The organism is Youngimonas ophiurae (nom. illeg.) (assembly GCF_049803795.1).
GTDB lineage: Bacteria > Pseudomonadota > Alphaproteobacteria > Rhodobacterales > Rhodobacteraceae > Thalassobius.
Window position 1 is genome coordinate 217,617 of the sequence record NZ_JBNAGJ010000005.1, and the last position, 14,655, is coordinate 232,271.

A 14,655-nucleotide genomic window follows, 5' to 3' on the forward strand; every position below is an offset into this window, starting at 1 on the left:
AGCTCAGTGGCGTCAAGTCACATCCGGAAATGCTTGGACAGCTTCAGCCCCTGACCCTGATAATTCGACGCAATCCCCGCGCCATAAAGCTGATCGGGCACCTCGGCCATGCGTTCATAGACCAGACGGCCCACGACCTGCCCATGCTCCAGCACAAAGGGCGCCTCGTGACAGCGCACCTCCAGCACCCCGCGCGAGCCGGCCCCGCCCGCATCCGCATTGCCGAACCCAGGATCAAAGAAGCCCGCATAATGCACCCGGAATTCCCCCACCATTGCCAGATAGGGCGCCATTTCCGCAGCATAGGCGGGCGGGATATGCACCGCCTCGCGGCTGACCAGGATGTAGAACGCGCCGGGGTCCAGAATGATCTGACCGGATTTGGTGCGGATTTCCTCCCAGAACTCGGCCGGGTCATATTCGCCGATCCGGTCCAGATCAATCACGCCGGTATGAGGCTTGGCGCGATAGCCCACCAGATCGCCCTGCGCCGGGCACAGATCCACGGAAAATCCCAGCCCCTCGTCGATCACGGCCTCACCATCCACCAGCGGGGCCTCAGCATGAAGCGCGCGCAGCGCGTCATCGCTGAGCACCGCCTGACCCGAGCGGAACCGGATCTGATTCAGCCGCATCCCCGGACGCACCAGAACGGAAAACGACCGCGGGCAGATCTCGGCATAGAGCGGCCCGGCATAGCCCGGCTGAATACGGTCGAACTCTTCCCCGCCATCGGTGATCGTGCGGGTCAGCAGATCCAGCCGCCCGGTCGAGCTTTTGGCGTTGGCGACAGCCTGCACACCCTGAGGCAGGGCCAGACCCTCCATCAGCTCAACGACGTAAACGCAGCCCTTTTCCAGCACCGCGCCGTGGGTCAGATCAATCTGGTGCATCTCGAATTCGCTCAGCCGCTGGGCCACGGTGCGCCCCTGCCCGGCCAGAAAAGACGCACGCACGCGCCAGGCCCGCACACCCAGGCGCAAATCCAGGCTGGCGGGCTGAATCTGCGCATCAATCACCGCCGGTTCCGCGGTAATCTGACCTTGCGCAATCATGGTTTTCAGCTGTTGGCTGGGCAGGACGCCTGTCATCGCGATCTCCTCTGAGTTCACCCGTCTTAGCGCGTCCGAAAGGGCAGGAAAAGGCTGAGAAGTCAGCCTTTCCCCGATATTGCGTCACTCCGGGCGCACGCGGGCCGCGGTTTTGTTGGCAAAGGCCTCAAGCCGCCCGCGCGAGGCCGGCTGCGTGTTCACAATCCCGGCCACCACGGATTCGGCATAGGCCGCATCCAGCGCCGACATGTTCTGCATATGGCTGATCGCCGAGCAGATCGCGAAATTGGACAGCGGCGGGTTCGTGGCGGCGGCGCGGGCGATTTCATAGGCTTTGGCCTCGGAATCCTCGACCAGATATTGCGCCAGACCGACCTGGATGGCCTCGTCCTGTTTGTAGACGCGGCCCGTCAGCATCATGTCGATCATCCGCGCCTTCCCGACCAGATCTGCCACGCGAATTGTGGCGCCCCCGCCGGTGAACAGGCCACGCTGGCCTTCGGGCAGAGCGAAATAGGTGGACTGATCAGCGACGCGAATATGAGCCGAGCTGGCCAGCTCCAACCCGCCCCCCACAACCGCGCCCTTCAGCGCCGCGATGATCGGCACCCCGCCATATTCCATCTTGTTGAATGCCTCGTGCCAGCGCAGGCACAGGTGCATGAAAGCCTCGGGTCGGCGGTCTTCCTGATGGTGTTCGACCAGATCCAGACCGGCACAGAAATGCGTGCCCTCGGCCCGCAGAACCACGGCACGCGCGCCCATGCGCGGCAGATTCGAGAACACCTCGATCAGCTCTTCGACCGTCTCGGCATTCAGGGCGTTGCGTTTCGAAGCGCGGTTCAGCGTCACGGTGGTGATACCGTCATCATCCATCTTAACCAGCAGATTTTGCAGGATAAAATCGTCTAAACTCTTGGCCATTCTTCCCTCCCATTCCCGTTGGATATGCCCTTAGGCTCTGGGGATAGCTTCGCTGAGCCTGCGGGGAAGTCAAGCCGGATCGACAGATAAATCGACCGGACGGACGGTTTTGCCGCAACGGAACAAAACCCTGCCATTGCCCCAAAATCAGGGGCAAACACCATCGTATTGCAGAGGGAAAATGGTCGGGCTAGCAGGACTCGAACCTGCGACCTTCCGTCCCCCAGACGGACGCGCTACCAGGCTGCGCTATAGCCCGACGGTTTGCTCTTCTTACTGATTTTCCGGGTGGGGGCAAGAGCGTTTCGACGTTTTTTTCGCCCCAAAGATCAGTTCTGTGTCAGCCGCCCTGTCAGAGCCCTGATCTGCCCGCGCAGTTCCTGCAAAAGCGCGGGCTCGGCGGTCAGCCCGGCGGATTTCGCCTGCATCAGCCGCGTCAGAATCCCCGCCCCCGCCTGCGAGTCGGCGTCAACCGGCACATCCACCACGGCGGGCATGGCTGCGGGGGGAGATGTGTCCGAAAGCTCAGGCTCTTCGCCGCAGGCCTGCGCTGTCTGCTCAGCCGTTTCTTCTACCGCTTGCTCTTCGATCTGCGGTTCGGCGGGCGCTTCGCCGCTGTCCCCGTCGAACATAGAAAAGAACGACGGCGTGGCGTCTTCGGCCGAGGGCGTGTCCTCTGGCAGATCCGAAACCGGCGTTTCCGGCGCGCTGGCCTCCTCTTCGGGTGTCGAATCCGCAAGGGGCGCCAGCTCTTCCTCGGTCTGCTCATAAGGGGCGCCGGTCAGGTCGGTCTCGGCCTCGGCCCCGCCGGGGAAGTGCAGCAAAGTGGCCGAGTCCGGCTCTTGTGGTTCGGTCTGCACCTTCAGCGCGGCAACCTTTTCGGGCGATGGGACCAACTCGCCTGTTTCGGCATGTTCATCCAACGGCTGAGACAACCCGGACACATGCTCAACCCCTTGTTCACGCAGGATTTTCTGCACACCTTTGATGGTCAGCCCATCGTCGTGCAGCAGCTTCTTTATGCCCCCCAGCAGCAGCATGTCCTGCGGGCGAAAATACCGCCGGCCTCCGGCCCGTTTGATCGGGCGGACCTGGGTGAACTTGCTTTCCCAAAACCGCAGAACATGGGCCGGGCGATCCAGCCAATCCGCAACTTCGCTGATGGTGCGAAAAGCGTCGGGGGATTTGGACATGCTACCGCCCCCCAGCTATCAGGCCTTGTTTCCGGCGGCGACCCGCTCTTTCATCAGATGCGACGGACGGAAGGTCAGCACACGGCGCGGATTGATGGGAACTTCTTCGCCGGTCTTGGGGTTGCGACCAACGCGGGCGGCCTTCTCGCGAACAGAGAATGTCCCGAACGACGAAATCTTGACTTGTTCGCCATCCACCAAAGCATCCGACATATGCAGCAGCACGCTTTCGACCAGCTGACTGGCGTCGTTCCGTGACAGGCCGACCTCACGAAAGATTGCATCACTCAGATCCATGCGCGTCAGAGTCTTTTCACTCATATCCGTCCCCTTGTTTTGAACACCATGGGCGATGGGATTTTCCGAGTCAATATCAATGGCTTGCGCGGCACAATTTCAGCGGGTTCCGCCCTACCAGCGCAGCACGACCGAGCCCCAGGCCAGACCGCCGCCAATCGCCTCGGCGACCAGCAGATCGCCCGGTTTGATCTGTCCGCGTTCGCGCCCCACCGACATGGCCAGCGGAATCGAGGCCGCCGAGGTATTGCCGTGATCCTGCACCGTGACCACGACCTGCTCCATCGGCAGGCCCATTTTCTTGGCGGTGCCCTGAATGATGCGGATATTGGCCTGGTGCGGGACGATCCAATCCACCTCGGATTCGGAAAAACCGGCCTTCTCCAGGGCCTTATGCGCCGTCGAGGTCAGTTTCTCGACCGCCTGACGGAACAGCGGATTGCCCTGCATCCGCAGCTTACCTGCCGTGCCCGTGCTGGACACGCCGCCATCCACATAGAGCATCTCGCGGTAGCGTCCGTCCGAGTTCAGATCGGTGGCCAGCACACCGCGGTCGGATTTGTCTCCGGTGCCCTCTTGGGCCTCCAGAACCAGCGCCCCGGCGCCATCGCCGAACAGCACGCAGGTGGCGCGGTCGGTCCAGTCCATGATGCGGGAAAACGTCTCGGCGCCAATCACCAGTACACGGTCCGCCTGCCCGGCCAGAATCAGCGCATTGGCATTGGCCAGCGCGAAAATAAAGCCCGCGCACACGGCCTGCACGTCAAAGCCAAAACCGCGCGTCATGCCCAGTTTCGACTGCACCATCGTGGCCACGGATGGAAAGGTCAGATCCGGCGTGGACGTGGCCACAACCACCGCATCTATATCGTCGGCCTGCAACCCCGCATCGTCCAAGGCCGCCTGGGCGGCCTTGACCGCCAGATCCGAGGTCATCTCTCCGTCAGCGGCGAAATGCCGGCGTTCGATCCCCGATCGGGCGCGAATCCATTCGTCACTGGTATCCAGAGTTTTCTCGAACTCGCTGTTCGGAACCACTTTTTCCGGCAGGTAGTGGCCAACGCCCTGCACAACGGCGCGTTTAGTCATGTTTATTCGCTGCTTTCCGCTTGGTCAGTTCCGGCATTCTTAGCCTGTGCGGTGGCGGATGCAACCCGTGCCGCCAGTTTCTGGGAAAACCCGGACTGAGAAAGTTGAAAAGCCAGCTTTACCGCAGCCGAAACCCCCGTCGCATCGGCCGAGCCATGCGATTTCACCACCGTGCCGTTCAGCCCCAGGAAAACCCCGCCATTCACCCGGCGCGGATCCATGCGTTTGCGCAGTCGGCGCAGCGACGTATAGGCCAGAAGCGCCGCCAGCTTGGACAGGGGCGAGTGCATGAAGGCCTCTTTCATCAGGTCGCTGATCAGGCTGGCCGTGCCCTCGCCGGTTTTCAACGCCACATTGCCGGTAAACCCGTCGGTGACGATAACATCGCAGGTATCGCCCGGAATATCGCCGCCTTCGACAAATCCGACAAATTCGAAATTCGCCGAGGGCGCGGCCTGGCGCATCAATTCATGCGCGGCTTTCAGTTCGGCGCGGCCCTTGTGTTCCTCGGTGCCGACGTTCAGCAGGCCGACGCGCGGGCGTTCCAGCGCCAGGCCGTTGCGCGCATAAGAGGCCCCCATCAGCGCGTATTGCAGCAGATCCTGTGCATCGGCGCGGATATCGGCCCCCACATCCAGCATCACGTTAAATCCCTGAGGATTGCGCGAGGGCCACAGAATCGCAATCGCCGGACGGCTGACCCCAGGCAATTTGCGCAGACGGATCATGCTAAGCGCCATCAGCGCGCCGGTATTGCCGCAGGAGACGCAGACATCGGCCTGGCCTTCGCGCACCGCATTCAGCGCCGACCACATCGAGGTCTGCTTACCGTGCCGCATCACCTGCGAGGGCTTGTCCTCCATGGTGACGACATCCTGCGCGTCGCGAATCTCGACCCGGCCCTCCAGCGGTTTGCGCTTGGCAACCAGCTTTTCCAGCTCGTCCCTGGGGCCGTGCAGAATGAACCCGATATCCGGATTCGCGGCGGCGGAATCAGAAATACCGGCGACAACAGCCGCCGGTCCCCGGTCTCCGCCCATAGCATCGACAGAGATAATGGTGCGCCCGGCACCCGCTTTGGCCTGATCGTTCTGAACGGACATGCGGACGCCGGTCCCCAATAGGTTTATGCTGCGTCTTCGTCCAGTTCGACTTCGTCGGCCATCGCGACGACTTCGCGGTCTGCATAGTGGCCGCAGGACGGGCAGACGTGGTGCGGGCGCTTCAGCTCACCGCAGTTGGAGCACTCGTTCGGGTTTGCCGCAACCAGCGCGTCATGTGCGCGGCGGTTGTTGCGGCGCGACTTGCTTACTTTGTTCTGTTGGACAGCCATGTCACAATCTCAATTTGCTGTGGGCGTGTCGCCCGGTTTCACGTGGGTGCGTGGCTCATATTCGGTCAAAGCCGACATGTCCAACCCAAAATTCGGATGAGGGGCGGAAAATACTGTCATTTCCAAAAGTCGCAAGGGTTTTTTACCCATCCGAGCCCTCATTTCCCGCCAATTTATCCCGCAGGGCGGCCAAACCGGCAAATGGCTTCAGATCTTCGTCTTTCAGCGCCTCTTTGCCCGGTTCGGTATAGGTGGCCGCGCCGATTTCGGCCCCATCGGCCCGCGGATACAAAGGCAGCGCCAGGGCCAGGGCCTCGATCATCACCGCTTCGGGGTCAATCACGCTGCCCAACGGTTCGATCGAGTCGTCCTCGGCCATTTCGATTTCTTCGTCATCCTCGGCCAGATCGGGCATCTGAGCCAAAAACCGCCGAAGCACCTTTTCCTCGATCCGGGTGGTCACCGGCGCCAGCGTGACGACACAGGGCTGCACCACCGTGGCCCCCAGATGCCCCTCTAGCCGCCAGTCGCGTTTGCCCTCGGCCACGATCTGGCCCGTGAAACGCAGCTTGCGCAGCGCCTTGAGATCCAATTCCCGAGCGATTCCATGCAGCGCCGGCTCTTCGGGGATCAGGGTAAAGCGCGTGGGGCGCGTTTGCGACAGATCAGAGACCCGCAGCGCTTGGGTTGAGGCATTTGTCATCGGTGGCCAGTCGTCCTTTGCTTGAACCGGGGGCATTCCTTCTATAATCGGATTAAAAGGCACGAGGTGCCAAGACAAGAGGGCACCACCAAGGGGGCAGCATGTCAGGCATGGGTTCGAAACTGAAAACCACGATCGCGGCAGGCGTTTTGCTGATCGCCGCCGGGTGCAGCACGCAATACCGCAACCATGGCTATGTCCCGCTAGAGGAAGACCTGGCCAATATCGTGGTCGGGGTTGATACCCGTGACAGCGTGGCCGAATCCGTGGGCACCCCTTCGACCGGGGGAATTCTGGATGACAGCGGCTATTACTACGTCTACAGCCGCGTGCGCCATTTCGGCATGTTCGAGCCCAAGGTGATCGAGCGCGAGGTTCTGGCCATCACCTTTGACACCCGCGGCGTTGTGGCCAATATCGAGCGTTTCGGCCTGGAGGACGGCAATGTCGTGCCCCTGTCGCGCCGCGTGACCAGCTCCAGCGTCGCCAACAAGAGCTTCTTGCGGCAGCTGCTGGGCAATCTGGGACGCTTCACCGCCTCTGATTTTGTCGAGTAAGGCTCGTCACAGCTTTGATACATCTTATATGCTAGGCGGGGCGAAACGAGAGTTCGCCTCACCCGGCGCGGAGATTGTGGGATGCTGTCACTCAAGAAAGGTCGCTATCTGACGCGGCTTGCCGAAACCCCCGAGCAGATCAGCGCCGCGCAGCGCCTGCGCCACCGCGCCTTTCACGGCTCTGAGGGGCTGGATGTGGACGCATTCGATGCGATCTGCACACACTTTCTGGTGGAAGATCAGCGCAGTGGCCGTCTGGTCTGCTGCTTTCGTGTGCTGCCCCTGCCCGGCGGCGATCAGATCGGCCGCAGCTATTCCGCCCAGTTCTACGAGCTGTCCGCCCTGGCGCATTTTCCCGGTCCGATGGTTGAAATGGGCCGCTTCTGTATCGATCCAGAGATCAAAGACCCGGACATCCTGCGCGTCGCCTGGGGGGCGCTGACCCGCTATGTGGACGAGAATCAGATCGAAATGCTGTTTGGCTGCTCCTCGTTTCATGGCACGGATGCGGCCGAATACCTGGATGCCTTCGCAGTGCTAAAGCAAAGGCACCTGGCCCCGCGGCGCTGGCTGCCACGCGTAAAGGCCCCGCAAGTATTTAAATTCGCTCAGAAATTACGGCGCGAACCGGATGCGAAACAAGCCATGCTGCGGATGCCGCCCCTGCTGCGCACCTATCTGCTGATGGGCGGGTGGGTCAGCGATCATGCGGTTGTCGATCGTCATATGAATACGCTGCATGTGTTCACCGGGCTAGAGATCAATGCGATTCCCCCCGCACGCAAGCGTCTGCTGCGCGGTGTTGCCGGCTAAGGCGCGCTCATTCCCGCCTATTTCTGGATTTGCCTGAAAAAGTTGACGTCTACGTAAGGTCAATTTCTTGATCGCTTGGTTAAGGCTTGACCAGACGATATGAAAACGCGCTAATCTCTACTTATGAGAGTTTTTAGCCGCCCAGTTCCTCTGCTGACGGCTGCTATCGGGGTTATCGGAGCCAATTCGCTTGTTTTGCCACCAATCGCACCGGCGGTTGCGGCCGATCTGACAACCGAAGTAGCCACAATTCTACGCGCCGCTGCCGCTTATGGGGCCGGGACAGCGTTATCTGCGCTGCTGCTTGCGCCGCGCGCGGATGTTGTGGGCTCGGATCGGGTGTTGCGCAATGCCAGCCTGCTTTTGATTCTGGCGCTGGTGCTGTCGGCCCTGGCCCCCAATGGCTATGTGCTGATGCTTGGGCAGGCGCTGGCCGGGCTGTGCGCGGGTGTGGCCCTGCCCTCGATCTATTCCCTGGCCGCGCAGGTAGCCCCCACCGGACAAGAGAAAAAGACGATCAGCCGCGTTCTGACGGGGTGGACCCTGTCTTTGATCGGGGGCGTCACCCTGTCTGCGGTGATCGCCGATCAGCTGGGCTGGCGGGCGGTGTATGGGCTGATGGCCGGGCTGACGATCGTGATCTGGCTGTGCCTGCGCCTGTGCGACATGCGGGCCGAAAAACTGTCAAGCCGCCCCACCTCGCCCTTTACCGCGCTGCGGGTGCCCGGCATTGTCCGAGGCCTGTTTTCGAATGCCATGCTGATGCTGGCCTTCAATGGTGCCTATATTTTTATGGGCGCGCATGTCGTTGAAAACATGCAGCTTTCAACCAGCGCCACCGGGGTGATCACGTTGCTGTACGGTCTTGGATTCGCGCTGGCCGTCGCCTTTAACCGCTACCTTGAGATGATGACGCTGCGCCGGTTGGGGCTTTTCGCGTTCAGCGGGCTCAGCGTGACCTATCTGCTGATGGATCACCTCTCGATGAGCTTTGCCCTGTTACTGCCGATCAGCGTGGTCTGGGGGGTGTTCCAGCATTTCGCGCTGAATCTGGTGGTGGACCGGCTGACCAGCCTGGACCCGGCACAGCGCGGCGCCATCATGGGGCTTAACTCGGCCGTGACCTACCTGACAGTCATGAGCGGCGCGATCCTGTATCGCCTGCCCTATGAATACGGCGGATTGGCCCTGTGCCTGGCTTTCTCGGCGCTGTTTGCCGCCATCGCCGCCGTCGAGGCCTACTGGCCTCAGCGGCTCAAAACTTATTCAGCCGCCGAGTGACCTTCATCGCGCGCCGCGCCTGTTTGGCGGCGGGGGTTGGCTGGCCGCGCTTCGGGCCGCCCGCCATACGGTTGATCCCTGCATTCATGCCCTTGTTCACCGCTTTGCGCACGAACAGACGGACGATCATATTGATCAGTTGATTGGCATTCATCGCTCTGCCTCCGGGTTGCCTGAGGCTGATATAATGCGCGATTGTGCCGTTTTCAGGGCGGCCGCGTTAATTGTCGTCGAACAGTTCGGTCTGATCGTCGTCATCTGTGTCCTCGGGGTCTGGGATTTCGGGGGGCGGACGGCTGTCCAGCAACCCGGCCGAGCGCAGCTCTTTCAGGCCCGGCAGATCGCGGGCGTTCTCCAGGCCAAAATGATCCAGAAACTCTTGCGTCACAACGAAAGTCACCGGACGGCCCGGCGTCATGCGGCGGCGGCCGAAGCGAATCCACTCCATTTCCAGCAACTGATCAATCGTCCCGCGTGACACGGACACGCCGCGGATTTCCTCGATCTCAGCGCGTGTGACGGGCTGGTGATAGGCGATGATCGCCAGGGTTTCGATTGCGGCGCGGCTAAGCTTGCGGGTCTCAACCGTTTCCTTCTGCATCAGGAAACCCAGATCGGGCGCGGTGCGGATAGCCCAGGCCTCGGCCACTTTGATCACATTCACGCCCCTGCCCTCGTAGCGGCGGCGCAGATGGTCCAGCGCCTGGGCGGCATCGCAGCCATGCGGCATCCGCGATTCCAGTTCACGCACGCTGACCGGCTGAGCCGAGGCAAACAGGATCGCTTCGACCATGCGTTCCTGTTCGGCCATCGGAGGGGCTTCGAACAGGCTTTCTTCGGTTCCGATGTCCTCAGCCATCACGGCCCTCCCGTCTGCGAAGATGAATGGGCGCAAAGGTTTCCGTCTGGCGAATCTCGGCCTTGCCTTCCTTGACCAGTTCCAGCGAGGCGGCAAAAGTCGCTGCCGTGGCCGAGCGCCGCTTCACCGGGTCATCCTCCCATCCGGGGGGCAGATAGCTGCTCAGATCGGTCCAGCTACCGGCAAAGCCGATCATCCCGCGCAGCCTGTCCAGCGCCTGCTCCATGGTGAAGACCGACTCGCGGTCCATCACGAAGGGGCGGAATTCATCGCGCGTCCTGATCCGCGCATAGCCCTGCATCAGATCCAGCAGCGTCGCGGTATAAGTGACGCGCTTCACACGAGAGATGTTCTCGGGGATGCCGCGCACAAAGAAATCCCGGCCCTTCTGATCGCGCGCCATCAGCCGCGCGGCGGCCTCGCGCATTGCCTGAAGCCGCTCCAGCTGAAAGGCCAGATGCGCGGCCAGTTCTTCGCCCGAGGGGCCCTCTTCGGTTGGGTCGGGCGGCAGCAGCAGGCGGGATTTCAGGAACGCCAGCCAGGCCGCCATCACCAGATAATCGGCAGCCAGTTCGATCCGCAGCTGTTTGGCGCGCTCAACGAAATCCAGATATTGCTGCGCCAGATGCAGGATCGAGATTTTGCGCAAATCCACCTTCTGCGTGCGGCTAAGCGTCAGCAGCAGATCCAGCGGGCCCTCATAGCCATCGACATCAATGATCAGGGCCTCGGCGGCCAGCCGTTCGGCGACGGTCTGATCTGCAAATTCCTGGGACATGCGCGCCCTATCCGTTCAATAAGGCGTCCAGCTTGGCTCGCAGGGCTGGAATGTCAACCTCGGCGGGCGTTTTTCGCGTGGCAATGGCGGCGGCGGCGCGGCGCTGGCCTGCGGCATCCAGGGGGCCTGCGGCCTCGGCCACCTGACGCTTTTCGTCCAGCGACCCGTTGCAATGCAGCACCACATCGCAACCCGCCGCGCGCGCGGCCGCGCTAAGCGAGCCCAGATCGCCACTCAGCGCCTTCATCGAGATGTCATCCGTCATGATCAGCCCGTCAAAGCCGATCTGGTCGCGGATCAGCCCCATCATTTTGGCTGAAATCGTCGCCGGTTGCGGGTCGATCTGTGTATAGACCAGATGCGCCGTCATCCCCATTGGCAGATCGTTCAGCGCCTTGAAGGGGGCGAAATCAATACGGCTCAGTTCGGCGGGATCGGCATCCACATGCGGCAGCTCCAGATGGCTGTCGGCCACCGCGCGCCCATGGCCGGGGATATGTTTCAGAACCGGCAGAACGCCGCCATCCAGCAGACCATCCGCCACCGCACGGCCCAGGTCTGCCACGCTTTGGGCGTCGGTCCCATAGCAGCGGTTTTTCAGAAAAGGATGCGTGCTGTCCTGCGCCACATCCACCAACGGCGCGCAATTGCTGTCTATGCCAAGCTGTTGTAATTCATGCGCAATAATCCGGTAGCGCAGGTACATCGCCTGCGCCGCATTGCCCCCGGCGCGGGTGGCGTGCTCAAGCGGAGGCAACCATTCGGTCCAGTCCGGAGCGCGCAGGCGCTGCACCCGTCCGCCCTCTTGGTCGATGGTGATCGGAGCGGCGCGGCCCACGGCCTCGCGCAGATCGCCGCATAGGGCGCGGATCTGATCGGGACTGTCCAGATTGCGCGCAAACAGGATGAAACCAAACGGGTCCGTATCGCGGAAAAACGCCTTTTCCTCGGCGCTCAGGCGCAGACCCAGCGGGTCCAGTATGGTTGCGCCGCTCACCGGGTTGTCACCGGGATACACTCGGCTTTTTCGGCCACCAGAGCCGAGCAGAACCGCCGCGCATCGTTGATGTCGCCAAAGCCATGCGCGCGCAGGCGATAGAAGGTACGCCCGCCGCTTTCGGCCTTTTGGATCACGCGCTTTTTGTCTTCCATATAGTCCCCGAAACGCGCGAACAGACGGTCCCATTCCTTGCGGGCGATGGCGGCGTTTTCATAGGCGCCCAGCTGCGCCAGACGGGTGCCTGCGGGAATGCTGGCGGCGGCGACATCCAGCGACCCAGCCGTCGAAATCGCAGCCGGAGCCGCCACCGTGTTCAGCCCCTTAGGCCGGGAATGCGGACGCAAAGACCGCCCCAGACCGCCAATGACCTCGGACGTCGCGGGGGGCGCGGCATCGGGTGCGGCATCGGGCGCTTTGAGCGCGACAGGCTCGATCTGCTCCAGAGGCGCGGCGTCTTTGGTCAGGCTGGCAACCAGATCCTCGACCGACATGTTGCCGGGCTGAGCGGGCTGCGTGGTGGCCGCGGGCATGGCGGTGCCCAATGCGCCCTGCGCGACGTCCTCGGCCGTCAGATCCACGGGTTTGGGCGCCAGGATCAAGCGCTCGGCGGGGGGCTCGGCGCTGCCTTGGGCGGCCACCATATTCACGGCCAGCCCCTGATTGACAGCGGCGGCCCCGCCCGGTTCTTCGGGTTGGATCCGCATTGGGCCTTCGGCGGCGCGCACAACGGGAATGCCGCTTATGTCCCGCGTCGCCAGCTGATAGCCCCAAACCCCGACGCCAACGACCAGCGCCAGCGAAACCGCCGCACCTGTCCAATTCGCCAGGGTGCCGAATGCAATGGAAGTCTCAGGGGCACCGATGCCCCCGTTTGCCTGTATCTCCGCCATGTTCGCCTCTGTTCTTCGGGACGCGCGCGCCCGTCAGTCTGCTATGGTCGTCTGCTCTGCGACACCGGCGGATCTGTGCGTTTAGCGCATCTCTTCCGCCGGAGTTACGCCCAGAATACCAAGACCTGCGGAAATAACAATGGCAACGGCCCGCGCCAGCGCGATTTTCGCCTGGCTGGTGGCGGCGTCGCCCTCTTGCAGGAACCGCAGGGACATGTCGTCATTGCCGCGGTTCCACAGCGAATGGAAATCCGAGGCCAGCTCATAGAGGTAAAACGCCACGCGGTGCGGCTCATTCGTGCGGCCGGCGATTTCCACCAGGCGCGGCCATTCGGCCAGCTTCTTGGCGACGGTCAGCTCCGCCTCATGGGTCAGGCCGGACAGATCGGCGGCGGCCAGGGTGGCGTCGTCATGGTCAATGCCTGCCTCGGCCGCCTTACGCAGCACCGAGCACACCCGCGCGTGCGCATATTGCACATAGAAAACCGGGTTGTCCTTGGATTGCTCCAGCACCTTGTCGAAATCGAAATCCAGCGGTGCATCGTTCTTGCGGGTCAGCATGTGGAAGCGGGTGACATCGGCGCCCACCTGTTCCACCACATCGCGCAGCGTCACGAAAGTGCCCGCCCGTTTGGACATCTTGAACGGTTCGCCATTTTTGAACAGTTTCACCAGCTGGATCAGCTTGATGTCCAGCGGCACCCGGTTTTCCGACAGGGCCGCCACAGCCGCCTTCATCCGTTTGACATAGCCGCCATGATCGGCGCCGAACACGTCGATCAGCAGGTCAAAGCCGCGCTCGACCTTGGTATAGTGATAGGCAATGTCGGGGGCGAAATAGGTCCACGAGCCGTCCGATTTCATCACCGGGCGGTCCACGTCATCGCCGTATTGCGTGGATTTGAACAGGGTCTGCTCGCGCGCTTCCCAGTCTTCGGGCAGTTTGCCCTTGGGCGGCTCCAACGTGCCCCGGTAGATCAGGCCAAGCCCCTTCAGCCGTTCCAGCGCGGCCTCGATCTGGCCGGTGCCATAGAGCGATTTTTCGCTGTAATAGGTGTCCATTTTCACACCCAGCGCGGCTAGATCGCCCCGGATCATTTCCATCATCGCTTCGGTCGCGAATTCGCGGATGTCCGCCAGCCAGACATCCTCGGGCTGGTTCAGCAGGCTGTCGCCGTATTTTTCCTTCAGCGCCTCGCCGACCGGGATCAGGTAATCGCCAGGATAGAGCCCCTCGGCAATCTCAGGCTCCAGCCCGTTGGCCTCGCGGTAGCGTTCATAGGCCGAGCGCGCCAGCACATTCACCTGCGCACCGCCGTCATTGATGTAATATTCGCGGGTTACGTCATAGCCGGCGTAATCCAGCAGGCTGGCCAGCGCATCGCCGAACACCGCGCCGCGCGTGTGACCCACATGCATCGGCCCCGTCGGGTTGGCCGAGACATACTCTACATTCACCTTCTTGCCCTGCCCCAAATCCGAGCGCCCATAAGCCGTGCCCGCAGTCAGCGCAGTCTGGATGATGCCCTGCCACAGCGCCCCGTCCAGACGCATGTTCAAGAACCCCGGCCCGGCCACCTCGGCGCTGGAAATGCGCGGGTCGGCCCGCAGGCGCTCGGCCAGTTTGTCGGCAATATCGCGCGGTTTCATCTTGGCCGGTTTGGCCAGCACCATCGCCGCATTGGTGGCCATATCCCCATGGGCCGCATCGCGCGGAGGCTCGACCGTCACGTTTTTGGTGTCCAGACCTTCGGGCAGCTCTCCGGCCTGGACCATCTGGGCCAGAGCGTCCAGCACCAGCGCGCGGATTTCGGTGAACAGGTTCATGGGGCATATTCCTTTCGGCTTGGCCGGTCAGCTAGGCCGGGGTTTACCACGCAAAGGCC

Annotated in this window: 17 protein-coding genes and 1 tRNA gene; 3 read left to right on the forward strand and 15 right to left on the reverse strand. The window is 62.3% G+C overall.

The window, feature by feature from the left end; all coding sequences use genetic code 11:
- Window positions 1-17: 17 nt before the first annotated feature.
- From ACP15O_RS12850 to ACP15O_RS12890, 9 genes are all read right to left on the reverse strand, one after another.
- A complete protein-coding gene (locus ACP15O_RS12850) occupies window positions 18-1,091 on the reverse strand; it encodes a 2'-deoxycytidine 5'-triphosphate deaminase (protein ID WP_425096503.1) in 1,074 nt (357 codons plus the stop codon).
- Window positions 1,092-1,175: 84 nt separating this feature from the next.
- A complete protein-coding gene (locus ACP15O_RS12855) occupies window positions 1,176-1,976 on the reverse strand; it encodes a crotonase/enoyl-CoA hydratase family protein (RefSeq protein ID WP_425096504.1) in 801 nt (266 codons plus the stop codon).
- A 182-nt stretch (window positions 1,977-2,158) separates the two neighbouring features.
- A tRNA-Pro gene (locus tag ACP15O_RS12860) sits at window positions 2,159-2,235 on the reverse strand.
- Window positions 2,236-2,305: 70 nt separating this feature from the next.
- On the reverse strand, window positions 2,306-3,169 hold the full coding sequence (locus ACP15O_RS12865; protein WP_425096505.1) for a MerR family transcriptional regulator: 864 nt from the start codon (window positions 3,167-3,169) through the stop codon (window positions 2,306-2,308).
- An 18-nt stretch (window positions 3,170-3,187) separates the two neighbouring features.
- Entirely contained in the window at window positions 3,188-3,490 is a 303-nt protein-coding gene (ihfA, locus tag ACP15O_RS12870; RefSeq protein ID WP_425096506.1) for an integration host factor subunit alpha, read from the reverse strand.
- Between the two features lie 90 nt (window positions 3,491-3,580).
- Window positions 3,581-4,555 carry a beta-ketoacyl-ACP synthase III gene (locus tag ACP15O_RS12875; protein WP_425096507.1) on the reverse strand — a complete coding sequence of 325 codons (975 nt, stop codon included), beginning with the start codon at window positions 4,553-4,555 and terminating at the stop codon, window positions 3,581-3,583.
- A 2-nt stretch (window positions 4,556-4,557) separates the two neighbouring features.
- Window positions 4,558-5,658 carry a phosphate acyltransferase PlsX gene (gene plsX, locus ACP15O_RS12880; protein ID WP_425096508.1) on the reverse strand — a complete coding sequence of 367 codons (1,101 nt, stop codon included), beginning with the start codon at window positions 5,656-5,658 and terminating at the stop codon, window positions 4,558-4,560.
- A 23-nt stretch (window positions 5,659-5,681) separates the two neighbouring features.
- Window positions 5,682-5,888, reverse strand: coding sequence for a 50S ribosomal protein L32 (rpmF, locus tag ACP15O_RS12885; protein ID WP_425096509.1), 207 nt, complete (start codon window positions 5,886-5,888; stop codon window positions 5,682-5,684).
- Window positions 5,889-6,030: 142 nt separating this feature from the next.
- Window positions 6,031-6,591, reverse strand: coding sequence for a YceD family protein (locus ACP15O_RS12890; protein ID WP_425096510.1), 561 nt, complete (start codon window positions 6,589-6,591; stop codon window positions 6,031-6,033).
- A 101-nt stretch (window positions 6,592-6,692) separates the two neighbouring features.
- On the opposite strand from ACP15O_RS12890, the gene ACP15O_RS12895 reads away from it, so the two are divergent.
- From ACP15O_RS12895 to ACP15O_RS12905, 3 genes are all read left to right on the forward strand, one after another.
- Window positions 6,693-7,148 carry an outer membrane protein assembly factor BamE gene (locus ACP15O_RS12895; protein ID WP_425096511.1) on the forward strand — a complete coding sequence of 152 codons (456 nt, stop codon included), beginning with the start codon at window positions 6,693-6,695 and terminating at the stop codon, window positions 7,146-7,148.
- An 81-nt stretch (window positions 7,149-7,229) separates the two neighbouring features.
- Window positions 7,230-7,961: a GNAT family N-acetyltransferase gene (locus ACP15O_RS12900; RefSeq protein WP_425096512.1), complete on the forward strand. Its 732-nt coding sequence runs from the start codon at window positions 7,230-7,232 to the stop codon at window positions 7,959-7,961.
- A gap of 123 nt (window positions 7,962-8,084) precedes the next feature.
- Window positions 8,085-9,242, forward strand: a complete 1,158-nt coding sequence (locus tag ACP15O_RS12905; RefSeq protein ID WP_425096513.1) for an MFS transporter — start codon at window positions 8,085-8,087, stop codon at window positions 9,240-9,242.
- Here the strand turns inward: ACP15O_RS12905 and ACP15O_RS12910 are convergent.
- The 6 genes from ACP15O_RS12910 to argS form a co-directional block, all read right to left on the reverse strand.
- Entirely contained in the window at window positions 9,217-9,396 is a 180-nt protein-coding gene (locus ACP15O_RS12910; RefSeq protein WP_425096514.1) for a hypothetical protein, read from the reverse strand. The two genes, ACP15O_RS12905 and ACP15O_RS12910, sit on opposite strands and share 26 nt — an antisense overlap.
- A 66-nt stretch (window positions 9,397-9,462) precedes the next feature.
- Window positions 9,463-10,101 carry an SMC-Scp complex subunit ScpB gene (gene scpB, locus ACP15O_RS12915; protein WP_425096515.1) on the reverse strand — a complete coding sequence of 213 codons (639 nt, stop codon included), beginning with the start codon at window positions 10,099-10,101 and terminating at the stop codon, window positions 9,463-9,465.
- Window positions 10,094-10,879, reverse strand: a complete 786-nt coding sequence (locus tag ACP15O_RS12920; protein WP_425096516.1) for a segregation and condensation protein A — start codon at window positions 10,877-10,879, stop codon at window positions 10,094-10,096. The genes scpB and ACP15O_RS12920 overlap by 8 nt, the downstream gene beginning before the upstream one ends.
- Before the next feature lie 7 nt (window positions 10,880-10,886).
- Window positions 10,887-11,876 carry a beta-N-acetylhexosaminidase gene (gene nagZ / locus ACP15O_RS12925; RefSeq protein ID WP_425096517.1) on the reverse strand — a complete coding sequence of 330 codons (990 nt, stop codon included), beginning with the start codon at window positions 11,874-11,876 and terminating at the stop codon, window positions 10,887-10,889.
- On the reverse strand, window positions 11,873-12,769 hold the full coding sequence (locus tag ACP15O_RS12930) for an SPOR domain-containing protein (RefSeq protein WP_425096518.1): 897 nt from the start codon (window positions 12,767-12,769) through the stop codon (window positions 11,873-11,875). Before ACP15O_RS12930 ends, nagZ begins: the two co-directional genes overlap by 4 nt.
- Window positions 12,770-12,850: 81 nt before the next feature.
- Complete coding sequence (argS, locus tag ACP15O_RS12935) at window positions 12,851-14,596, reverse strand: arginine--tRNA ligase (RefSeq protein WP_425096519.1); 1,746 nt, start codon at window positions 14,594-14,596, stop codon at window positions 12,851-12,853.
- Window positions 14,597-14,655 lie beyond the last annotated feature (59 nt).